At 59.5% G+C, this 22,346-nt stretch carries 23 protein-coding genes; 12 read left to right on the forward strand and 11 right to left on the reverse strand.

What is annotated here, in order from left to right; genetic code table 11:
* The first annotated feature begins 51 nt into the window (after positions 1-51).
* The gene (locus WIN67_RS24765; protein WP_016968355.1) at positions 52-375 is read left to right on the forward strand and encodes a hypothetical protein; all 324 of its coding nucleotides are present in this window, start codon (positions 52-54) and stop codon (positions 373-375) included.
* Between the two features lie 70 nt (positions 376-445).
* Here the strand turns inward: WIN67_RS24765 and WIN67_RS24770 are convergent, their stop codons facing one another.
* Entirely contained in the window at positions 446-643 is a 198-nt protein-coding gene (locus WIN67_RS24770) for a DUF3077 domain-containing protein (protein WP_170001464.1), read from the reverse strand.
* A 96-nt stretch (positions 644-739) separates the two neighbouring features.
* Between WIN67_RS24770 and gcvA the strand changes: the two genes are divergently transcribed.
* The 4 genes from gcvA (at position 740) to WIN67_RS24790 (ending at position 4,850) form a co-directional block, all read left to right on the forward strand.
* A complete protein-coding gene (gene gcvA / locus WIN67_RS24775; RefSeq protein ID WP_110596400.1) occupies positions 740-1,669 on the forward strand; it encodes a transcriptional regulator GcvA in 930 nt (309 codons plus the stop codon).
* Between the two features lie 125 nt (positions 1,670-1,794).
* Positions 1,795-2,403, forward strand: coding sequence for a LysE family translocator (locus WIN67_RS24780; protein WP_102880834.1), 609 nt, complete (start codon positions 1,795-1,797; stop codon positions 2,401-2,403).
* Between the two features lie 103 nt (positions 2,404-2,506).
* Complete coding sequence (locus WIN67_RS24785) at positions 2,507-4,435, forward strand: alkaline phosphatase D family protein (RefSeq protein ID WP_339070155.1); 1,929 nt, start codon at positions 2,507-2,509, stop codon at positions 4,433-4,435.
* A gap of 52 nt (positions 4,436-4,487) precedes the next feature.
* Complete coding sequence (locus WIN67_RS24790) at positions 4,488-4,850, forward strand: DUF7079 family protein (RefSeq protein WP_170001467.1); 363 nt, start codon at positions 4,488-4,490, stop codon at positions 4,848-4,850.
* Between the two features lie 9 nt (positions 4,851-4,859).
* On the opposite strand, the gene WIN67_RS24795 is transcribed toward WIN67_RS24790, so the two are convergent.
* From WIN67_RS24795 to WIN67_RS24805, 3 genes are all read right to left on the reverse strand, one after another.
* The gene (locus WIN67_RS24795) at positions 4,860-5,429 is read right to left on the reverse strand and encodes a hypothetical protein (RefSeq protein ID WP_102880836.1); all 570 of its coding nucleotides are present in this window, start codon (positions 5,427-5,429) and stop codon (positions 4,860-4,862) included.
* A 136-nt stretch (positions 5,430-5,565) separates the two neighbouring features.
* A complete protein-coding gene (locus WIN67_RS24800; protein WP_110596396.1) occupies positions 5,566-7,614 on the reverse strand; it encodes a c-type cytochrome in 2,049 nt (682 codons plus the stop codon).
* A gap of 214 nt (positions 7,615-7,828) precedes the next feature.
* Positions 7,829-8,494, reverse strand: a complete 666-nt coding sequence (locus WIN67_RS24805) for a metalloregulator ArsR/SmtB family transcription factor (protein WP_339070156.1) — start codon at positions 8,492-8,494, stop codon at positions 7,829-7,831.
* A 109-nt stretch (positions 8,495-8,603) separates the two neighbouring features.
* Here WIN67_RS24805 and WIN67_RS24810 point away from each other — a divergent pair, with 109 nt between their 5' ends.
* Both WIN67_RS24810 and WIN67_RS24815 read left to right on the forward strand, forming a co-directional pair.
* Positions 8,604-9,113: a DUF2938 domain-containing protein gene (locus WIN67_RS24810; RefSeq protein ID WP_102880839.1), complete on the forward strand. Its 510-nt coding sequence runs from the start codon at positions 8,604-8,606 to the stop codon at positions 9,111-9,113.
* 421 nt (positions 9,114-9,534) lie between these two features.
* Entirely contained in the window at positions 9,535-10,782 is a 1,248-nt protein-coding gene (locus tag WIN67_RS24815; RefSeq protein WP_339070157.1) for a 2-aminoadipate transaminase, read from the forward strand.
* Between the two features lie 24 nt (positions 10,783-10,806).
* On the opposite strand, the gene WIN67_RS24820 is transcribed toward WIN67_RS24815, so the two are convergent.
* The 7 genes from WIN67_RS24820 to WIN67_RS24850 all read right to left on the reverse strand — a co-directional run bounded on the left by WIN67_RS24820 (position 10,807) and on the right by WIN67_RS24850 (position 16,738).
* Positions 10,807-11,391 carry a hypothetical protein gene (locus tag WIN67_RS24820; protein WP_102860366.1) on the reverse strand — a complete coding sequence of 195 codons (585 nt, stop codon included), beginning with the start codon at positions 11,389-11,391 and terminating at the stop codon, positions 10,807-10,809.
* A gap of 4 nt (positions 11,392-11,395) precedes the next feature.
* Entirely contained in the window at positions 11,396-11,836 is a 441-nt protein-coding gene (locus WIN67_RS24825) for a DUF3592 domain-containing protein (RefSeq protein ID WP_170001471.1), read from the reverse strand.
* A gap of 124 nt (positions 11,837-11,960) precedes the next feature.
* Complete coding sequence (locus WIN67_RS24830; RefSeq protein ID WP_253084930.1) at positions 11,961-12,191, reverse strand: amidohydrolase family protein; 231 nt, start codon at positions 12,189-12,191, stop codon at positions 11,961-11,963.
* Positions 12,192-12,360: 169 nt separating this feature from the next.
* The gene (gene wecB / locus WIN67_RS24835) at positions 12,361-13,488 is read right to left on the reverse strand and encodes a non-hydrolyzing UDP-N-acetylglucosamine 2-epimerase (RefSeq protein ID WP_110652277.1); all 1,128 of its coding nucleotides are present in this window, start codon (positions 13,486-13,488) and stop codon (positions 12,361-12,363) included.
* On the reverse strand, positions 13,481-14,491 hold the full coding sequence (locus tag WIN67_RS24840; RefSeq protein WP_072450892.1) for a polysaccharide biosynthesis protein: 1,011 nt from the start codon (positions 14,489-14,491) through the stop codon (positions 13,481-13,483). The genes wecB and WIN67_RS24840 overlap by 8 nt, the downstream gene beginning before the upstream one ends.
* 18 nt (positions 14,492-14,509) lie before the next feature.
* Positions 14,510-15,367, reverse strand: a complete 858-nt coding sequence (locus WIN67_RS24845) for a dTDP-4-dehydrorhamnose reductase family protein (protein ID WP_253084931.1) — start codon at positions 15,365-15,367, stop codon at positions 14,510-14,512.
* 159 nt (positions 15,368-15,526) lie between these two features.
* Positions 15,527-16,738, reverse strand: a complete 1,212-nt coding sequence (locus WIN67_RS24850; protein WP_273923064.1) for a glycosyltransferase family 4 protein — start codon at positions 16,736-16,738, stop codon at positions 15,527-15,529.
* A 566-nt stretch (positions 16,739-17,304) separates the two neighbouring features.
* Here WIN67_RS24850 and wbpA point away from each other — a divergent pair.
* The 5 genes from wbpA (at position 17,305) to WIN67_RS24875 (ending at position 22,345) form a co-directional block, all read left to right on the forward strand.
* Positions 17,305-18,618 (forward strand): UDP-N-acetyl-D-glucosamine 6-dehydrogenase, encoded by a 1,314-nt coding sequence (wbpA, locus tag WIN67_RS24855; protein WP_273923066.1) that lies wholly within the window; start codon positions 17,305-17,307, stop codon positions 18,616-18,618.
* Between the two features lie 110 nt (positions 18,619-18,728).
* Positions 18,729-19,676, forward strand: a complete 948-nt coding sequence (locus WIN67_RS24860; RefSeq protein ID WP_339070158.1) for a Gfo/Idh/MocA family oxidoreductase — start codon at positions 18,729-18,731, stop codon at positions 19,674-19,676.
* 4 nt (positions 19,677-19,680) lie between these two features.
* On the forward strand, positions 19,681-20,265 hold the full coding sequence (wbpD, locus tag WIN67_RS24865) for a UDP-2-acetamido-3-amino-2,3-dideoxy-D-glucuronate N-acetyltransferase (RefSeq protein ID WP_110652272.1): 585 nt from the start codon (positions 19,681-19,683) through the stop codon (positions 20,263-20,265).
* Positions 20,266-21,357: a DegT/DnrJ/EryC1/StrS family aminotransferase gene (locus WIN67_RS24870; RefSeq protein ID WP_273923068.1), complete on the forward strand. Its 1,092-nt coding sequence runs from the start codon at positions 20,266-20,268 to the stop codon at positions 21,355-21,357.
* Positions 21,358-21,370: 13 nt separating this feature from the next.
* A complete protein-coding gene (locus WIN67_RS24875) occupies positions 21,371-22,345 on the forward strand; it encodes an NAD-dependent epimerase/dehydratase family protein (RefSeq protein WP_072450899.1) in 975 nt (324 codons plus the stop codon).
* Position 22,346: the final 1 nt, after the last annotated feature.

Below are 22,346 nucleotides of genomic sequence, written 5' to 3' on the forward strand. Positions count from 1 at the left end.
CGCAAGGTTTGCCTGCCAGCATCGGCTTCCCCTTGCTGGAGAACCCTGACCATGCGCCTGATCAACCCCGCCCCGGCCCCTCTCGTCGCGCAGGATCTGCCCCTGCCGACCTCCGATCAACACGCCCTGATGCTGCTGCAACGGGTGACCAAACTCGCCGACGCCAGCCTGCATTGCCGCGAAGTCAGCCTGCGCCTGTCCGACGACCAGCACTACCTGGTGCTGACCCGCTACAGCGAGCACTACAGCCCCGAAGGCATGGAATGGGTGGAACGCAAGCACCGGGTGTCGGTGACCGAGCTGTTGCGCTGGGTGATCGAACAAGGCCAGCCGCAGAGCATTGAACGCGGCGAAGAGCATAAGGCCTCGGCCTGAGAGAATCGCAGGCGGGGAGCAACTCACCTCCGGGCTCCCCTACGCCTGCACAGACCTTTAAAGCTTCACCTCAACCCGCGCGCTGCCCTTCCCCGGCAGCCGGCCAGCTCCCCAGGCACAAATCATCGACAATCGCCTTGCCCATCTCGCTGAAGTAATGAGCGGCCCAGGCATAGCGGTCGTCCCGCTCCAGCGCCGCGTCCCGAGCCAGATGCTTGGCGTGGAACAGCAATTGCGACACCTGCTCCAGGGCTTCGCGCAGCGGCACGTCTGGATGTAGGAGCGAGCTTGCTCGCGATGGACGTTAACGATGTGGCACTGACAAACGCTTTTATTGCGCCGCATAGGTGACTAAATTAGACACATGATCACTGACCTTCCCCCCTTGAACGCCGTCCGCGCCTTTGCCGCCGCCGCTCGCCACGAGAGTTTCAGCCGCGCTGCTGAAGAACTGCACGTGAGCCACAGCGCGGTAAGCCGCCATATCAAACTGCTGGAAGAGCACCTGGGTGTGTTGCTGTTCGAACGGCGCATTCGCCAGTCGGTGCTGACCCCCGCCGGGCAAGCCTTCTATGAACAGGTCAGCGTGGCCCTGACCCAGATCGCCGCGGCCGCGGTCTCACTGCGCCGCGGCGCTGCCCTGCGCAAGGTGACTGTCAATGTGCGGCCGTCCTTCGCGGTGCGCTGGCTGATTCCGCGCTTGCCGCAGTTCATGGCGCTGTACCCGCAGATCCAGCCGGAAGTGGTGACCAGCACCCTGCTCCCCGACCCGGCCAAGGAAACCTTCGATCTGGTGATTCGTCGCGGGCGTTCGGGCTGGGCGCCATCGCTGCAGCCTCAGCGCTTGCTGGAGGATGAAATCCTGGTGGTGGCCGCGCCCTCGCTGTTGCAAAGCGCAGCGCTGAACAGCCCCAAGGATCTGGGACGCCATACCCTGCTGGTCAGTCGTACCCGCGCCAACGACTGGCAAAAATGGCTGGAACACTGCGGTCTGAAGCCACTGCGCCAGCCACCGACCTTGCATTTCGACCATCTGCACTTCGTGCTCCAGGCCTGTGTCGACGGACTGGGGCTGGCGCTGTGCCCGGCCTCGTTGCTGGCCAAGGATCTGAGCAGCGGCCGGCTGGTCTGCCCGTTGCCGGAACTGCACCAGCCGCTGACCCGCTATTACTACGCGCTCGCCGCCGATGCCGCCCCCGAAGCCCAGGTGTTTATCGAGTGGATGCTGGCGCAGATTCAACAGGACGCGGTGACTAATCGGACCCAGGTGCCCGCCCGGGCCAGCGGCGCCTGAGACGCTTTGTAGAGCCTGTGCATGGATCTGATTTAGGCACATCAGCCGTGCAATTAAAGCGTTTGTCAGGCCGCCAACCGCGGAGCAGGCTGCGCCCCTTCAATGGCTCATTTCTGGAGTGTTCCATGGCAAGTTATGGACTGTTTTTACTGCTGGCCACCCTGACCATTCTCAGCCCCGGCCCCGGGGTGGTGCTGACCCTGTCCAACGCCCTGCGCCACGGCTGGAGCGGGGCACTGCCGGGCATTTTCGGTATCGCCCTGGGCGCCTTTGTAGTGGCGGGGATCTCCGCCAGCAGCCTGGGTCTGGTCCTGGCGGCCTCAACCACCGCCTTTACCCTGCTCAAGTACATCGGCGCCCTGTACTTGCTGTATCTGGGGGTGAAGATGTGGCGCACGCAGAGTTTCATTCCGCCACTCCAGGACACTAAAAGCCGCCCCGGACGGCGCTTTGTCGAGGCCCTGTCGATCCAACTGCTCAACCCCAAGGCCGGTTTTTTCTTTCTCGCGGTGTTCCCGCAGTTCATCCAGCCGCAAGGCGATTACTACAGCCAGTTCTTTGTGCTGGTGGCGTCCTACAGCCTGTTGGTGATTGCGCTGCACAGCGGTTACGCGCTGATGGCCAACGGCGCCAGGGGCTGGCTGTCCAGTAGCCGAGGGGCCAGGATCGTCGGCAAACTGTCGGGGATGACCTTTCTCGGATTCGGTGTGATGCTGGCCAGCGCCCATAAATAATCGGATACAAAAGCCTTGACCCGGCGCCCGCAGCCGACGTTTCTTCGACATCGGCTGCGCTACCATTGCGCCCCCTTTGCTACCGCTAGAGACCCCGCTGCAGATGCCACTGACTAAGCCCGCCCCTGCCCTGCCCCCCGTTCTTGCCGGCCCGCTGCTGCGCCGCCTGGAGCCAACGCGGCTGGTGCTGTGGCTGGTGGGTTCAAGGGCGTTGCCGCTGACCCTGCGCCTGCAACCCACGGGCGGCCCGGCCCTGGAACGGCCCCTCGATCAGCAGCAATGCCAGGTCATCCCCGTCGGGCGCCAGGCCTTTATCCATCTGATCGATGTGCCCCTGGACGACGCCCTGCCCCAGGACGTGACGATTGCCTATGACCTCTTGATCAACGACGCCGAGGACGGCGCCCGATCCATTGCCGACTGGGCGCCGCACCTGCTGTATGGCGATGCCAGGACTCCGGAGTTCGTGCTCCACAGCCGCATCGACAACCTGCTCCACGGCTCCTGCCGCAAGCCCCATCACCCGTCCACTGATGGCCTGCTCTGCGTCGACCGCCTGCTGGCGCAACAGCCCGAGCCCGCACAGCGCCCCGCCTTGTTGATGATGAGCGGCGATCAGGTGTACGCCGACGATGTGGCCGGGCCCATGTTGCGGGCGGTTCACGCCCTGATCGAGCGCCTCGGGCTGTTCGATGAAGCGTTGGAGGGCGCGGTGGTGGCCGACAGCCAGGCGCTGTACCGCCATGACGCCAGCTACTACCGACGAGCCGAGTTGCTCCCGGCGCTGAAGAGCAATGAAACCCTGCGCGAGCGGTTTTTCGGCGGGGTGAAAAAGCCGATCTTCACCAGCAGCAATGCCGACAACCACCTGGTGACCTTCGCCGAGGTGCTGGCCATGTACCTGCTGGTGTGGTCACCGGTGCCCTGGACCCTGATCGCGCCACAGCCACCGCAACTGACGCCGGAACAGCAAACGCGCTACACCCGGGAACAGCAGCGCATCGATGATTTTGTCCAGGGCCTGAAGGGTGCCGCGCGGGTCTTCGCCCACCTGTCGTGCTTGATGATCTTCGACGACCACGACATCACCGACGACTGGAACCTCAGCGCCCAGTGGGAAGAAACCGCCTACGATCATCCCTTCTCCAAACGCATCATCGGCAACGCGCTGCTGGCTTACATGCTGTGCCAGGGCTGGGGCAACAACCCGGACGCCTTCACCCAACTGCTGGACCACACCCGCGCCTTGAGTGCCACGCCACAAGGCCCGAAACACCTGTTGCAACGTCAGGCCCAGGACGATTTGATCGACCAGTTGCTGCGCTTTGCGCAGTGGCAGTACGTCTTGCCCAGCACCCCGGCCCTGGTGGTGCTGGACACCCGCACCCGGCGCTGGCGCAGCGAGTCCAACCTGGGCCAGCCCTCGGGCCTGCTGGACTGGGAGGCCCTGTGCGAACTGCAACACGAACTGCTGGATCACCCCTCGGCGATCATCGTTTCACCGGCGCCGATCTTCGGCGTCAAGCTGATCGAGACGGTGCAGAAAGTCTTCAGCTGGTGCGGTTACCCGCTGCTGGTGGACGCGGAAAACTGGATGGCCCATCGCGGTTCGGCCCAGGTGATCCTGAACATCTTCCGCCACTCGCGAACCCCGGGCAGCTACGTGATTCTCTCCGGCGATGTGCATTATTCCTTCGTCTACGAAGTGCTGATCCGTCACCGCCAGGGCGGCCCGCGCATCTGGCAGATCACCAGCAGCGGCATCAAGAACGAATTCCCCGACACCCTGCTGGAATGGTTCGACCGCCTCAACCGCTGGCTCTACTCGCCGCGCTCGCCGTTGAACTGGTTCACCAAGCGCCGGCGGATGAAGGTGATACCCCACGTGCCCGAGCATGCCGAAGCCGGGGAGCGGCTGTGGAATTCGTCGGGGATCGGCCAGGTGTTTTTCAATCAGCAGGGCCAGCCGGTGACCATCCTCCAGCACAATGCCAATGGCGCGGCGCCGACACGGATGATTGCGCCGAGATAGAATCCGCCAGCGCGCCAGGCAGATCCCCGAAAGCCCAAGGAAGGAGCACCGCGTGTCATCAGACATCACCCCGAAGCAGCGGGACGATATTCGCTACGTGTTATCGGACGCCTTTGTCGATAACGAGGTGGACTACGCCTACATCGCCCGCGAAACCCAGGCCTATGACCGGGCCGAGGTGGAGCGCATTCTCTACGAAGAGGTGGCGCCGGTGTGCTACATCAACCTGATGGCAGTGATCCCGGAAATCTGGATGGGCTTTGCTCGCGAGCCCTTGCTGGAGGAGATCGAGGCAAGCCTGGCGCTTCGGCGCAGCAACCGCTGGCAGGCGTTTCGCGTGCGCTTGTTCATCCGTTGGATCCGCTTTCGCGGGGCCTATATCTGGGAGGAAATCTGCAAGCACTATGCGCCCTAGGTTCGAGCCCTAACGCGCATCAGCACTGCAGTAATCGGTAGGCCGCAGTGCCACCCGTTCCGGCAGCATCTCGCCCTGATCGTCGATCTTGCGCAGCATCGCTGTGCACATCTGGTCCTGGAGAAAGACCATCTGATAGGTCGCACCGGCCTCGGGAACGAAGGTCACGCTTTGTTCGCAGACAAAGCGGTAGTCCTTATCCATCCCGGGCTCGGTGTTGTAGAACATGAAGGCGAACGGACGATTGGCCGGGATCTTCAGCTCGTTGGCGCCAAAGCCTTCCTGACGGCGCATGCGGTCGGTGGCGGCTGTCATGGGAATGCCCAGGTTGCGGAAGTTGGGATTGGCAATACCACGATGGGGGCGAACCATCAGCCCGGAGCTCGGTTTGCGCCAGTCGATGCAATCGCTGTAGGGCACGCCACGCACCAGCCCCTGGGCGACGATGCGGATCAGCGCGGTTTCACCGGCATCGGCCGGCACCCGGTAGCTCACGGTGGTGGCTTTGAGGGTGGAGACAAAGGTACAGCCGCCGAGCCCCAGTGACAGGCTCAGCAACAGGATCGAATGCAGCCGCATGATTCATCCTTGATGGGACCGCCAGCGAAGGCTGAGACAAAGGATGGCGATCTTACCTCGGCACCAGGGAGCGTCGGCAGATTTTTCTGCGGGGCCTGTAGCCGCAGCTCAAGGCGGCGGCTACAGGGTCAAGCCCTCAGTAACGAGCGTCCACCGGGCGGCCACCGTTGGGCCAGTCCTTGACCTTGTCCGGGAAGTCCGGACGCGGTTGGTGGGAGAAGTACTCGGCCACGTCCAGGGCTTCCTGATCCGAGAGGCCGCCCTGGCCCAGGGGGAATTTCTCGTGGAAGCCAATCGGCATGTTGCGTTTGACGAAGGCCGCTGCGGTGTAGGTGCGGGCCATGCCGGCGCCGATGTTGAAGGATTGATCGCCCCACAACGGCGGGAAGATCAGGCTGCCGTCGGCCCGTTTCAGGCCTTCGCCATCCGCGCCGTGGCACACCGCGCATTGCTTGGCATAGACCTGCTTGCCATTGTCGGCGTTAGGCTTGAGGGCCGGGTCGATCTTGCCCACGCCGCGCCCGGCCACCTTGTCTTCGGGACGAGTGTTCATCTTCATCCACTCGAAGTAGGCCACCATGGCTTGCATGTCGGCGCCGTTCACCGGCAGCGGCTTGCCGTGCATGGAACGGCGGAAGCAGCCGTTGATGCGCTCTTCCAGGGTGATGGTCTTGCCCGCCCGCGGCGCGTAGCCGGGGAAGAACGCCGAGACACCGACAAAAGGTGAACCGTCAGCCACGGTGCCGGCGTTGAGGTGGCAACTGGTGCAGTTCAGCGAGTTGCCGACGTTGTCCGGCAACAGGGCTTTGGTTTCCAGGTGCAGGCGCATGCCACGCACCACTTGCTCGGCATTCGGCGCCGCCAGCAGGTTGGCCAGGCGCGGGGTTTCGAAAAGGGTGCTTTCCACTTGCGGGCTCAGTTGCGCACGCATCTTTTTCACTTGCTCAGCGCTGATGGCCGAACCGTTGTTGCCCCAACTGCTGCGGATAAAACTGAGGATCTCGGCGATCTCGCCGTCCGCCAGCTGAGCAAAACCAGGCATGGTGTAGACCCGCGGATGAGCCGCGGTCTGCGCGGTCTGCCAGCCGGTCAGGGTGATGTGCAGCAGGGAGGTCGGGTTGGCCGAAGCGACGCTGGGGTTGCCCGCCAGGGACGGGAACATCTGCGGCACGCCGGCGCCGTCCTGGCGGTGGCAGTCGGAACAGAATTGCGCGTAACCCAGGCCGCCACGGGAGGTGAACAGGTTGTTCGGCGGGGCCGCCGGGGTCAGGGCCACCGAAGGCATGGGCAGGTCATCCTTGCCGGCCGGCAGGGACTTGAGGTACGCGGCGATGGCGGTCAGGTCGGCGTCGGTGAAGTGCTGGGTGCTGTGGTGGATCACGTCGGCCATGTTGCCGGACACCGTGGCGAAGCGGTTCTGCCCGGTCTTGAGCAGTTGCACCGTGTCTTCCACGGTCCACAGGTTACGCAGGCTCAGGGCGCGCCACTCTTCCACCGTCTCGCCGGCCAGGTAGTGCTGGCCGCCGGACTCGGTGTCGCTCATGGCCTTCTCCTGGAAGGCAATGCCCCGTGGCGTATGGCAGGAACCGCAGTGACCCAACCCCTGGACCAGGTAGGCGCCGCGATTGAGCTGCTCGTCCTTGGCTGGATCGGGCTTGAACGGCTGCTTGTCGACGAAGGCCAGGTTCCAGAACCACAGGCCCCAGCGCTGGTTGAAGGGGAAGCCCATGTCGGCTTCCAGGTTGCCCTGGGCCACCGGTTCCACGCCGTGCATCAGGTAGGCGTAGAGAGCGCGCATGTCCTCTTCGGTCATCTTGGCGTAGGACGGATAGGGCATGGCCGGGTAAAGATGGCTGCCGTCAGGGGTGACGCCTTCGCGCATGGCGCGATCGAACTCTTCAAAACTGTAGCGGCCGATACCGGTGTTTTTATCCGGGGTGATGTTGCTGGAGTAGATGGTGCCCATGGGCGTCTTCAGCTCCAGGCCACCGGCCATGGTGGCCCCGCCCTTGGCGGTGTGACAGGCGATGCAGTCACCCAGCTGGGCCACGTACAGGCCACGCTGGATCAGCTCGGAGTCGGGTGGGGTAACCGCCGTTGCCGGGGTCGGCTCACTGGCTTGCAGAGGGGGTACGCAGAGCAACGCAGCGCCTAGCAGGCACAGGCGCGACAGAGAAAAAGCCATCAGGTTATTCCTTTAAAATCCGCCTGGGGTGGTCCCCTCGGCCGATATCCACAAAGGTTTTTATTGGTTATCCCGACCTTCACGGTGCAGGCCAGGGGCTCGATACCTCGTGAGTCCGAGCCTGGTGCCCTTGTATCGGATTTTTCTGAAAGCCCTGTTGATATGGATCATGGCGCCCTAGGCAATGTCCTGTATGCCCGCCTACGTGACACTTTTACTCACTGGTTTCCACCTCCAATCCGACCGCTTGCCAATCGCTGAACCCCTCATCAAGGCGTCGCACCTTGAAGCCCTTGGCCCGTAGCAGGGCTGCGGCATTCTGTGACAGCACGCAGTACGGACCACGGCAGTAGGCCACCAGCTCTTGATCGGTGGACAGTTCGGCCAGACGCTGTTCCAGGTCCGCCATCGGGATGTTGATTGCCCCAGGCAAATGCCCTTGAGCGAACTCCTCCGGCGAACGTACGTCCAGCAGGGTCATGCCGCCTTCCTGCAAGCGTTGACGCAACTCTTCCCGGGAAATGCCCTCCAGTCGCATCGGCTGTTGCTCGCTGTCGGCCAGCAGTTGGCGAATCTGCCCATGGTTGTAATCGACGTACTGATGCAAGGCGTCCAGCAGGCTCACCAGCGGCCCCGGGCTCAGGCTGTAGAGCACCCGTTTGCCATCACGCCGGGTCTGTACGAACCCGCCTCGCCTCAGCTGCTGCAGGTGTTGCGAAGTGTTAGCCACCGAGAGCCCCGAGGCTTCCACCAGGCGCTCCACCGGCTGCTCGTCGCGGGCGATGTGCTCCAGCAGGATCAGGCGATGGTGGTGGCCGAGAATACGTGCCAGCTCAGCCATCTCGGCCAGGGGCTGCTGGGGGGAAATCGAATCGCTCATTGACAGCTCCTGCTGTTTTATTGATCATTCAATCACTTAATTGAATGAAAACCTATCACACCCATGCACAAGGCTGAAGCACAGCCCGTCGCACTTCAAGGAGTCCTTAATGCATGAGTTCGTCGCGTTGATTTCACAGGCGCTGCTGTTGGGCATAGGCGCTACCTTGATCCTTGATCTTTGGACGCTGCTTCTGGCGCGGGGGCTGAACATTCCTGGTGCCAACTGGGCCATGGTCGGCCGCTGGATAGGGCATTTTCCTCGCGGGCGCTTCGTGCATCCAAGCATCGCCCAAGCCGCCGCGGTACCCGGGGAGCATGCGCTGGGCTGGCTGGCGCACTACCTGATCGGCGTCGGCTTTGCCGCCCTGTTGCTGCTGATCTGCGGCCTGGAGTGGGCGCGACAACCGACCCTGGCACCGGCCCTGATCATCGGCGTGGTGACGGTGGCTGCACCGTTCCTGCTGATGCAACCGGGCATGGGCGCCGGAATCGCGGCGAGCAAGATGCCCAAGCCGAATGTGGCCCGGCTGCGCAGCCTGATGGCGCATTCGGTGTTCGGGCTGGGGCTGTATGGCGCGGGGATGTTCTGGGCGTGGGTCCAAGAGCTGACCGCGTGATCGGCCATCCAGCCCGGGTCCACTAGGCTCCGTTCTCAAACCGTCACTCGGGAACAGGTGCCCTCGGCTGGCTTTCACTGATCAATGTCAGCCCCAAAGTGGGTTCTTTTCCGGAGTGGCAGATTTTTCTGCCCCCTGTATCAGCTCCATCAAGATGATGGAGCTGACGCACTCACCCCCCTCAGAAACAAGGCACTCACAGCCAAGATCACGACTCGACGTCGTTGCTGTGGTAGCACTGGTCGCCGTTGCCGCGCTGATCCGTCACCTGCGCAAACGGCGCAAGACCCGGGATCGTCGACACGGCACTTTGGGCACATCGGGAATTTTCATACTGAACCGACGACTTTATTTCGTTTGTCCCAAGCCCTCGCCAACGGCTTAGATAACGGCTCGTTTCCGGCACCCAGAGCCCGCATCCATGAGCCACGAGAACATCAGCCGTTCGCTTTCCACCGTCCACCCGATCCGCCTCAGCCACGGGCGCAACGCCGAAGTCTGGGACAGCGACGGCAAGCGCTACATCGACTTTGTCGGCGGTATCGGCGTGCTCAACCTGGGGCATTGCCATCCGCGTATCGTCGCGGCCATCCAGCTGCAGGCCACCCGGCTCACCCACTACGCCTTCAACGCCGCGTACCACGAGCCCTACATCGAGTTCATGCAGCGCCTGGCGGACTTTATCCCGGTGCGTTACCCGGTCAGCGGCATGCTTACCAACAGCGGCGCCGAGGCCGCGGAAAATGCCCTGAAGATCGTCCGCGGGGCCACCGGGCGCAGTGCGGTCATCGCCTTCGACGGCGCCTTTCACGGGCGCACCCTGGCCACCCTCAACCTCAACGGCAAGGTAGCGCCCTACAAGCAGAAGGTCGGAGTGCTACCCGGGCCGGTGTATCACCTGCCCTACCCCAGCGCCGACAACGGCGTCACCTGCGACGAAGCGCTGAAGGCCATGCAGCGCCTGTTCAGTGTGGAAATCGATGTCGAGGAAGTGGCCTGTTTCATCCTCGAACCGGTGCAGGGCGAAGGCGGCTTCCTGGCCCTGGACGCCACCTTCGCCCGGGCGTTACGCAGCTTCTGTGACGAACACGGAATTCTGCTGATCGCCGATGAAATCCAGTCCGGCTTCGGCCGCACCGGGCAGCGCTTTGCCTTCTCTCGCCTGGGCATCGAGCCGGACCTGATCCTGCTGGGCAAGAGTATTGGCGGCGGGCTTCCGCTGGGCGCGGTGGTAGGTCGCAGGGAGTTGCTGGACGTGCTGCCCAAGGGCGGCCTGGGCGGCACCTATTCAGGCAACCCGATTGCTTGCGCGGCCGCTCTTGCCACCCTGGAGGAAATGACCGATGCACATCTGCAAGCCTGGGGCGAACGCCAGGAACAGGCCATCGTGCAACGTTATGAGGGCTGGAAAGCCGATCGGCTGAGCACGTATCTGGGACGCTTGACCGGCGTCGGCGCGATGCGCGGCATCGAGTTGGTCAATGCCCGCGGCGAACCGGCGCCGGAACAGTTGAGCGCCCTGCTCGGCAACGCCCGGGAGGCCGGGCTGCTGCTGATGCCCAGCGGCAAGTCGCGGCACATCATTCGCCTGCTGGCGCCCTTGACCACCGAGCCTGAAATCTTTGAGGAGGGCCTGGATATTCTCCAGGAGTGCCTGGCGCGCCTGTGACTCCCGGCGCGCCTCAGGGCGAGGCTAGAACAGGTAGCCCATGTAGGTGGCAATGCCGCCACCGGCCTGTGGTCCGACGTTCATGCCAGCCATGACCACTGCGCCCTTGGCCGAACGCAGCAACTGCTCGTTGACCTTGATCGAAGCCATCATGGTCGCCGGGTTGCTTCCCAAAACGACGGCCAGGGCCAGTAGCTTGGGGTCCAGGCCGAACAGCAGGGCCGTGGCCGAACCGCCCACCACCAGTCCGCCACCGACTTCGGTATAGAAGCAAGGCCCGGTGATGTCGTCCTCGGTCAGGTCCCGGCTGCGAAGGGCATCGCTGACAAAGACCTTGCCGGTGCTGGGAAAAGCCTCCGCCGCACCGGCACCACTGACGCTCTTGCCCTTGACCTGGATATTGACCTTGCCGAAACGCGGCAGACGCCCACCAAAGCCGGCGCCCACCCCCAGACCGCCGTAGCGATAGCTGACGTCCTTGCCCTGAGGCGAACGCAGGGTGATCGATCCACCACCGCCGGCCACTAGGGCGATGGTCAGGCCGCCACCGCTGGCGGTCTGGTACAGCCATTTACTTTCGTTGACCGGAATCGGAATGCTGAGGTTCATGGGGTCAAAGTCCTTTTGCTCTTTGTGTGGCTCGTCCGCGCTGGCTGATGACACCCACCAGGCCGGCCAGGGTAAATACCAAACCGATCAGGCCGAGCACACCCGGGGTGGCCCAGAGTGCTGCCGGGTCGTCGATGACCGCGCTGTTGGCCGGCCGCTCAGGCTGGTAGTACACCCGCACGGGCTGATCCTTCTGGTAGCCGAAGATAAAGCCGCCCTGGGGGTAGGAAATTTTCTCACCGCTGCCGGTGGTAAAGGCGATCTCGGGGTGCGAACCACCGGCGTTCAGGTCGCTGACGATACCGTCGGCGATCTGGGCACTGGCGATGAATTCGCGACGATCGAGGGTGAGATTGACAGCAATGGCCAACAGGCCAATGCCGATCAGAACAAACAGCAGACCCTGGAGGATCTTGCCGAGGCGTGACGGGGTGGAGTTAGCCATGGGCTGTCTCGATATTCGTCCGTGAAAGAGGGAGGCCACGATAGCAAGAAACCTACCCCCAGAAAAACCGCCGCAGCGGCGTTCAGGCGCCCAGGAGATCCGCTTGAGCGCCTTTTGCCAGCGCTTACAAACCGAATACCCGACGGGCATTGCCCTGGAGGAATTTGTCCGCAATGGCCGGCGGAAGTTCCAGGGCTCGCACCTGTTCCAGGCATTTTTTCAGCGACAGCTGGGGGAAGTTGCTGCCGAACAACACCTTGTCCTGGCCATAAGTGCGCATGAAGTGCAGCAACTGCGGGGGGTAATAGGCCGGCAGACCAGCGAAGGTATCGATGGCTGAAAATGCTGACGTCATGACGGCACTCCTGCGCCCAGGATCAAGGCCTTTGCCCGGATTCAGCTGTTGATGACAAGAGTATTTCGAGCCTGCGACGGAGTTGAACAACTCCATCAAGATAAGGATATTCAGGACAGCCAAACCGTATGACCGGAGCCCTCACGAGCCCCGGTCAAATCCATTGGTTTCAGTCTTTACGCCATACGGTGCGGTTGATGTAGTCGGTGTAACTCAACACCACCCGCACCACCTGAACCGAGACAGGCCCACCTTGATAGTCTTGCACCAGAGGCACCTTTCGCTGATCACGAGAATGCTGACTGGTCACTACTCGTACGGCGTCCATGACCGATTCGCGCTTGAGGCCGCTCATGATCAGCGTGCCCTCGTCCATCCCTTCGGGGCGCTCATGGGCATTTCGCAAGGTCACCGCCGGCAGGTTCAGCAGGGAGGCCTCTTCGGTGATGGTGCCGCTGTCGGACAGTACACAGAATGCCGACATCTGCAGCTTGATGTAGTCCAACAGTCCGAAAGGTTTGACGAACCGAATCAGCGGGTGGTCAAGGCTCTCTCCCAAGGCCTCTAGGCGCTTGCGCGTGCGGGGGTGGGTGGAGACGATCAACGGGAAGCCGTAATGATCAGCCAGCGCTCGCAGGGTATCCAGCAGGTCGCGCAGGTTATCGGCGGTATCGACGTTTTCCTCACGGTGCGCACTGACGATGAAGAACTTGTCCTGCTCCAGGCCGCTGCGTGCCAGCACGTCCGAGCTTTCAATCCTCGGCATGTAGTAGTCGAGGACTTCCTGCATGTGCGAGCCGGTCTTGATGATGGTTTCCGGACGAATGCCTTCGGCGATCAGGTAACGACGGGCATGTTCAGTCAATACCATATTGATATCGCTGAGGTGGTCGAGCACTTTGCGGTTGAGCTCTTCAGGAACTCGTTGATCGAAACAGCGGTTGCCGGCTTCCATGTGAAACACCGGGATCTTGCGACGCTTGGCAGCAATCACTGCCAGGCAGGTGTTGGTATCGCCATACAGAAGCAGTGCATCGGGCTTCTCGAGCTCGAAAATCGCATCGGACTTGGCGATGACTTCGGCAATGGTCTGCGCGGCTGTCTCGCCGGCAGCACCGAGGAAATGATCAGGTTTGCGGATCTGCAGGTCATCGAAAAAGACCTGATTGAGTTCGTAATCGTAGTTCTGCCCCGAGTGCACCAGCACGTGGTTGACCTGACGGTCCAACTCGGCAATCACCCGACTCATCTTGATCAGCTCGGGACGGGTACCGACCAGGGTCATGACCTTAAGCATCGAGTTGCTCCTTGATGTAATCGAGCTTGAGCAACAGCTCCTTGATACCTGGTACATCGAGGCGGGAGGTGTTGTGAGAGGTGTAGTCGTCGAGTTCGGAAATACGCTGCTCCCCCTCTACAAAATACTTTTTGTAGTTCAGGTCACGATTGTCCGCAGGAATCCGATAGTAACGCCCCATGTCCTCGGCCTTGGCCATTTCCTCTCGGGAAACCAGCGACTCGTAAAGCTTTTCACCATGACGAGTACCGATGACTCTGACTTCATTGCTTTTACCGAACAGCTGCTTGAGTGCCTCGGCCAGGTCGCCAACGGTGGACGCGGGGGCCTTCTGGATAAACAGGTCACCCTGTTGTGCATGTTCGAAGGCGTGCAGGACCAGATCCACCGAGTCTTCCAGCGACATCAGGAAACGGGTCATTTCCGGGTCGGTCACCGTCAAGGCTTCGTCGGAGCGCAGTTGGTCGACAAAGAGAGGGATCACCGAGCCTCGCGAGGCCATGACGTTACCGTAACGCGTTGCACAGATGATCGGACCCTTGGCCGGAATCATCCGTGATTTGGCAACCATCAGCTTCTCCGCCATGGCCTTGGAAATTCCCATGGCATTGATCGGATAAACGGCTTTGTCAGTGCTGAGCACGACGACCCGCTGAACTCCGGTAGCGATGGCCGCATTGAGCACATTTTCTGTACCCAATACGTTGGTACGCACAGCTTCCATCGGATAGAACTCACAGGACGGGACCTGTTTCAGCGCCGCAGCATGGAAGATATAGTCGACGCCGACCATGGCCTGGGCCAGGCTGTCATAGTTGCGAACATCGCCTATGTAGAACTTGACCTTGTCATTGGCCAGAGCGATACGCATATCTTCTTGCTTCTTCTCATCGCGACTGAAGATGCGAATTTCACGCACAGCGGTATTGAGAAAACGCTTGAGGACCGTATGACCGAAAGAACCGGTTCCACCGGTGATCATCAATACCTTGTCGTCGAACATGTACACCTTCCAAATTTTTTAGCGATTGGCATGCATCAGCTCAATGAGCTGAGGCCAGGATGGAGCCTTGTACCCAGTAGCCTGAGTGAACCGATCACTGTTGAGCGAGCGATCGATCACTAGTTTGCCATCTGGATGTATATCGATTGCCTTTTCATATTGCCGGGCAATCAGCGCCAGCAGGTCGGACTTGGCAATCGGCTCCGCGGCAACATGATACAGACCATTAAGTTGCGGATGCGGCAAGACGAAGTCTTTCATTACTCGAGCCAGCTCCACGGTAGGCAAACCAGAGAAGATGGCTCGGGTGAACCCTCGCACACAGCCCTGCTGCTTGAGGAACCAGTCCACCAGGGAATGATCGGAATTCAGTTCGTGCCCGATAATGGAGGTCCTCAAGGTAATTGCATGAGGCTCATCATGCAGCTCACCGATGTACTTGGACTTTCCGTACAAATCTTCGGCATCGGAAGTATCCGTTTCCAGGTAGCCACCCTTGGCTCCGGAGAACACGCAGTCGGTGCTGATGTGAATCAGACGTGCGCCGCTCAAGGCACACAGCTGTGCCAGACGATGGGGCAACATGGCATTGATCGGGAGCGCAGTCAGCGGGTCCTGGGCATCTGCAAGTTGCTTGATCAAGCCTACACAGTTGATGACCACATCCGGACGGACCTGAACCATTGCCGCTGTCAGGGCATCCTGATCGAGCACGTCGACGCCTGACAGAACCCGCGCATAATCAGGTAGAGAAGAATGCTTCAGGGCGGACAGACTGCGCGCCGTCCCCCAGGCCTCGTGCTGCGGGTCCTGGCTGAATACTTTAAAAACAGTACTACCGAGCATGCCGGTAATACCCAATACCAATACCTTCATAAATATGACTCAGATCCAGACCTTGAATGTATCCCATGCACTACAACCTGGGACCGAGGGGCTACAAGCCCCCTCAAAAATGGCCGTATTGTCCAGCAACAGGAAAAAAATAGCACTGCTTGGAAAAGCACCGCGAGCCAGGCAAGCAAGCGATGTGCCTCAAGTCTTCAGCAACTCCACCAGACTACGGACCTGCTGACCCATTTCGAAATGGGCGGCAAAGTAGCTCCGTCCACAACGCCCCATTTCCTCCCGTTGCGCACCGCCCAGGCTATACATCTTCCGTATGTTGGCGACCAATGGAGCCACTTCTTCCGCCGGACTGGTGAGTCCCGCCCGGGCTTCTTGAACTACTCGCGCGCCTTCGCCGTTCAGACTGGCAATGATTGGCTTGCCGGATGCCAGGTAGGATTGAACCTTGCTGGGGATGGTCTGGGCAAAGATGCTTTCATTATTAAGTGACACCAGCAATGCGCTGGACTGTGCAAAAACTGCAGGCATTGCAACGGCCGGGAAGCGCCCAGGAAGTATCAGATTATCCAGTGAATGAACTTGCTTCTGCTCCCTGAGCCACTCCAGCCGGCTGCCACTGCCCACCAGAACCAAGCGAACGTCCGGCTCGTCACGCAGTTGTTTCGCAGCCTCAACTAATGTCTCCAGTGCCTGGGCGGTTCCAAGATTGCCAGCGAACACTACACAGAAATGCGCCTTCAAGACCTGCGACAGCTGCTCGTCAACTTCTACTTCTGCATTAAAAGTCTGGGCATCCACGGAGTTGGGATAATAGGTAATCTTCTTTCTGGGTGCGTAGCGGGCCACTGAATCGACAAAGGCATGAGACTGGACCAGCAGCCGATCACAACCTGCGTAAATCCCGCGCACCATCCAGCCAACCATTTTCAATAGATAGGGGCTCTTGACGAATCCGGTGGCAGCAAGACTCTCTGGCCACAGGTCTTGTATCCACAAGGCCAACTGCGCCCTCTTCAGCCACTTGATAGGAATCGCTGGAATGGCCTGGGTGATGGGCGAAGGCGCGAATACCAGAATCGCATCGAACTCACGCTTGCGCAGCATCCATGGAAAAAAGACAAGTCCGGCAAAAACAAATGACAGGTAGTTAAGAACCATGTTCTTTGCACCACCTTCGCCGCGCGGCCATAACGGCACCCGCAGTACATCAATAGAATCCAGATAACGCTCGTAGTGACATCCCCATGCACGATAACCCGCAAATATCCGACCATCGGGATAGTTAGGTTTTCCCGTAGCAACTACTACCTCATGCCCCTGAGCAACAAGAGTCCTGGCTATATCGTTGATGATGAAATTTTCAGGACTAAAGTACTGAGAAAAAATTAATAACTTCAAAGAGTTCACTTTATATTCGGTGAAAACAACACTTTCCGCCCGACCACTTTACTCATTCGTGGGACCTCAGGACGGCGCCTCATACACGCCTATTGCCATTCATCGGAAGCAGCAATCATTGACGTGAGCCGGCAGTAACCTGCCGGGAGAACGGGTGCCCGCTTGATGGACGCGATGGGACCACAGCCCCTTCCATAGCGGCAAGGAGATTTTACTTTTCCTGACTGGCAAGGCTCAGCAGCCAGCTTGGGCGGGGGGCGAGGAAGCTGGTATGGAGTAAATGTGCCCGGCCTGTCGCCCGAGGCGCCTTGCCAGTGTAGAATCGCCGCCAATTTGGCCGCATACACCATGAATTCGCCTTCCGGTCACACAGCTGTCGGATGACGGAACATTCTGTTTATTTACGGCTTGACGCGTGGACTCTTTGAGTCATTCGCCTGTTGATCGCATCCTACGATAGGTCAGATCCCCGGGTGTGTAAGAACCAGAACTAGTTCCCACGCTCCTGCCGAAAAGTAAAGGAATGCCTGTTGCATGCATCGAACCTGTATTACATCGGAGCTAAAATGCCTGACCAAAAACAAACCAGCATCGCCAAGTTCAAGAACAAAGAAGCCCTGATTGGCATCGTAGGACTCGGTTATGTGGGCTTGCCGCTGATGTTGCGTTACAACGCCATCGGCTTCCGGGTACTGGGTATCGATATCGATGATTCCAAGGTAGCTAAGCTCAACGCCGGCAGCAGCTATATAGAACACATTGCCAGCGAGCACATCAGCCAGGCCAGAAACTCGGGATTTGAAGCAACCACCGACTTCCGCCGCGCCAGCGAGTGTGACGCACTGATCCTTTGCGTACCGACGCCGCTGAACAAGTATCGCGAACCTGACATGAGCTTCGTGATCAACACCACCAATGCACTCAAGCCTTACCTACGTGCAGGCCAAGTGGTTTCCCTGGAAAGCACCACCTACCCGGGTACAACAGAAGAAGAACTGCTGCCTCGAGTACAAGAAAACGGCCTGATCGTTGGCGAAAACATCTTCCTGGTGTATTCGCCAGAAAGGGAAGATCCGGGCAACGCCAACTTTGAAACTCGCACCATTCCCAAGGTCATCGGTGGTCACACCACCGGCTGCCTGGAAGTTGGTATCGCGCTGTACGAGCAGGCTATCGACCAGGTAGTGCCTGTCAGCTCAACCAAAGCTGCGGAAATGACCAAGCTGCTGGAAAATATCCACCGCGCCGTCAACATCGGCCTGGTCAACGAAATGAAAGTCGTTGCCGATCGCATGGGTATCGACATCTTCGAAGTCGTCGATGCCGCTGCAACCAAACCTTTCGGCTTCACGGCCTATTACCCTGGCCCTGGCCTGGGCGGCCACTGCATTCCCATCGACCCCTTCTATCTGACCTGGAAGGCTCGCGAATACGGTTTGCACACACGGTTCATCGAGCTCTCCGGCGAAGTCAACAAGGCAATGCCCGAGTATGTCCTGAGCAAGCTGATGGACGGTCTGAACAACAGTGGCAAGGCGCTCAAGGGTTGCAAGGTCCTGGTCTTGGGCATTGCCTACAAAAAGAACGTGGATGACATGCGTGAGTCTCCATCCGTGGAGATCATGGAACTGATCGAAGCCAAGGGCGGTATCGTGGCCTATAGCGATCCGCATGTTCCGGTGTTCCCGAAAATGCGCGAGCATCACTTCGAACTCAATAGCGAGCCGTTGACCGCAGAAAACCTGGCCGCATTCGACGCGGTGGTACTGGCCACAGATCATGATAAGTTCGATTACGAACTGATCCAGAACCACGCTCGACTGATCATCGACAGTCGCGGCAAGTACCGTGCTGTTGCGAGCAACGTCATCAAAGCCTGATCGAAACACGACACATCGCAGCGAGTTACATGAGACAGGGGCCATCGCCATAGGGCCTCTGTTTCACGCCTCCTGCCACAGGCAGTTGAAACTCTTCCCCGAGGAACTCCATGAAACGCTTTGCCCTGATCGGCGCCGCTGGCTACATCGCCCCGCGCCATATGCGTGCCATCAAGGACACCGGCAATGAGCTGGTTTGTGCCTACGACATCAACGACTCCGTCGGCATCATCGACAGCCTTTCGCCTCAAAGCGAATTCTTCACCGAGTTCGAGCGCTTCTACGATCACGCCTGGCGTCTCAAACGAGATCCGGCGACCGCACTGGATATCGTTTCGATCTGCTCGCCCAATTACCTCCATCACTCTCATATCACTGCCGGCCTGCGCCTTGGATGCGACGTGATCTGCGAGAAGCCTCTGGTACCCAGTGCAGCACTGCTGGAAGACCTGAGCCTGACTGAACGCGAAACCGGCAAGCGCCTCTGGAACATCCTGCAACTGCGTCACCATCAGGCGATCATCGACCTGAAGAACCGTGTGCAGTCACAACCCAGTGCCCATAAGCATGAGGTAGAACTGACTTACATCACCAGCCGTGGTCGCTGGTACATGGAAAGCTGGAAAGGCGACCCTCGTAAGTCCTTTGGTGTCGCGACCAACATCGGCGTGCACTTCTACGACATGCTGCACTTCATTTTCGGCAAGCTGCAGCGCAACGTTGTGCATTTCAGCAATGCCGACAAGGCCTGCGGCTACCTGGAGTATGAGAACGCCCGAGTACGCTGGTTCCTTTCCATCGATGCCAACGACCTGCCTGAATCGGTCAAAGGCAAGAAACCTACCTACCGCTCGATCACTGTCGACGGCGCGGAAATTGAGTTTTCCGAAGGTTTCACCGATCTCCATACCATCAGCTACCAAGCCGTACTCGACGGCAAGGGCTATGGTATCGAGGATACCCGGCACTGTGTGGAGACAGTCGAGACTATCCGTACCATGAACCCTGTCAGAGCTCAGGACAACGAAGGACATCCCTTCCTGTCCCGCCTGGTCTGACAATATGAGCCATTACCAGCACCCAAGCGCCATCGTCGATGATGGCGCACAGATCGGCGAAGGTTCACGGGTCTGGCATTTCGTGCATGTATGCCCAGGCGCACAGATCGGCAAAGGAGTCTCCCTTGGCCAGAACGTCTTCGTCGGCAACAAAGTGGTCATCGGTGATCATTGCAAGATCCAGAACAATGTCTCGGTATATGACAACGTGACCCTGGAAGAGGGTGTGTTCTGCGGTCCAAGCATGGTCTTTACCAACGTCTACAACCCACGCTCATTGATCGAGCGCAAAGACCAATACCGCGACACCCTGGTGAAAAAGGGTGCCACGTTGGGCGCAAACTGCACCATCGTCTGCGGGGTCACCATCGGCGAATACGCCTTCGTCGGCGCAGGTGCGGTCATCAACAAGGATGTACCGGCTTACGCACTGATGGTTGGGGTGCCCGCACGACAGCTAGGCTGGATGAGCGAGTTTGGTGAACGCCTCGAACTGCCGGTCGAGGGAGAAGCCGAATGCCTCTGCCCACATACCGGCGCCCGCTATGTCTTGCGTGGCAACAACCTGAGCAAAATGGACGCACAGTAAATGATCGAATTCATCGACCTGAAGACCCAACAAGCCCGCCTCAAGGACAAGATTGACGCGGGTATCGCTCGCGTTCTATCCCACGGCCAATACATCCTCGGCCCTGAAGTAGCTGAATTGGAGGAGCGTCTGGCCACGTACGCAGGAGCAAAGTACTGCATCAGTTGCGCCAACGGCACCGATGCCCTGCAAATCGCGCTCATGGCCCTGGGCATAGGTCCAGGAGATGAAGTCATCACTCCCGGCTTCACCTATATAGCGACAGCGGAAACAGTCGCCTTGCTAGGTGCCAAGCCGATTTATGTGGATATCGACCCACAAACCTACAATCTGGACCCGGCCCTGCTGGAGGCAGCAATTACTTCCCGCACCAAAGCAATTATTCCAGTATCCCTGTATGGGCAGTGCGCCGACTTTGATGCAATCAACACCATCGCTGGCAAGTACTCTCTGCCAGTGATAGAAGATGCCGCACAGAGCTTCGGAGCCCGCTACAAGAGCAAAGCCTCCTGCAACCTGAGCACCATCGCCTGCGCCAGCTTCTTCCCCAGCAAACCCCTGGGTTGCTATGGCGATGGCGGTGCGATCTTCACTAATGATGAAGAGTTGGCGACGATCATCCGCCAGGTAGCCCGGCACGGTCAGGACCGCCGCTACCATCACATCCGCATCGGTGTGAACAGCCGCCTGGATACTCTGCAAGCCGCCATTCTTTTGCCCAAGTTGGAAATCCTGGAAGAAGAAATTCAATTACGCCAGCAAGTCGCGCAGAATTACGCACGACTTCTGACGCAGGCGGGCATCGCCGCACCTTATATTGAACCTCACAATATCAGCGCCTGGGCACAGTTCACCGTGCAGGTGGACAATCGCGATGCTGTGCAACAGCACCTCAAGCAATCCGGGGTACCTACTGCTGTTCACTACCCTATTCCGCTCAATCTCCAACCAGCGGTGAAAGACGAACACGCACAACTTCCTGTGGGTGACGCTGTGGCAACGCGGGTCATGAGTCTGCCGATGCACCCTTACCTCACGGCATCAGATCAGTCGCACATTGTTGAAGCACTGGTCACCGCTAGCAAAATTTGATTGGAGTACACGCATGAAAATCGAAGGTTCAAAAGTTCTGGTCATCGGTGGCGCCGGATTCATTGGCAGCTTTGTGATTTCGGAGCTGCTCAAGGCCGGGGCTGCCGAAGTTGTGGTTTATGACAACTTTGCCCGGGGCAAGCTCAGCAACATCTCTGAGCAACTCAAAGATCCACGCTGCCGTCTGTACGCAAATGGTGGTGACGTTCGCGAAATCGACTTGCTGAACGACGCCATGCAGGGCATGGACGGCGTCATCCACCTGGCAGCCATGTGGCTGCTGCACTGCAAGGACTTCCCACGCACTGCCTTCCACGTCAACGTCGAAGGTACCTTCAACGTTCTTGAAGCCTGCGTGAAAAACAACATCAAGCGTCTGGTCTACTCCTCGTCCGCTTCGGTGTATGGCGACGCAGTGGAAGTACCGATGACCGAAGATCATCCGTTCAACAACCGCAACTTCTACGGCTCGACCAAGATTGCCGGTGAAGCCATGTGCCACGCGTTCCACGACCGCTACGGCCTGAGCTACGTCGGTCTGCGCTATATGAACGTCTACGGACCGCACCAGGACCAGACAGCCGCTTACACCGGCGTGATTCCAATCATGTTGAACAAGATTGATGCCAATGAAGGTCCGGTGATCAACGGCGACGGTAGCCAGGCTTACGACTTCATCTATGTCGAAGACGTTGCTCGCTGCAACGTCAAGGCGTTGGAAGCGGACGTCACCGACCAGTTCTACAACGTTGGTACTGGCGTACAGACCAGCATCAAGGAACTGTGCGACACCATTCTCGATATGAAAGAGTCCGATCTGGTCGTCCAGTACCGTCCCTACAGCGCTGACGATGCCCGTCGCATGGTACAGAACCGTATCGGTTGCCCGAAAAAGGCTGCGGAAGAACTGGGGTTCACCTACCAGTACGAGCTGCGTGAAGGCCTGCAGAAACTTATCGATTGGCGCACCACGCACGGGGCGGAGTAAA

Source organism: Pseudomonas idahonensis (assembly GCF_037903935.1).
GTDB classification, from domain to species: Bacteria; Pseudomonadota; Gammaproteobacteria; order Pseudomonadales; family Pseudomonadaceae; genus Aquipseudomonas; species Aquipseudomonas danubii.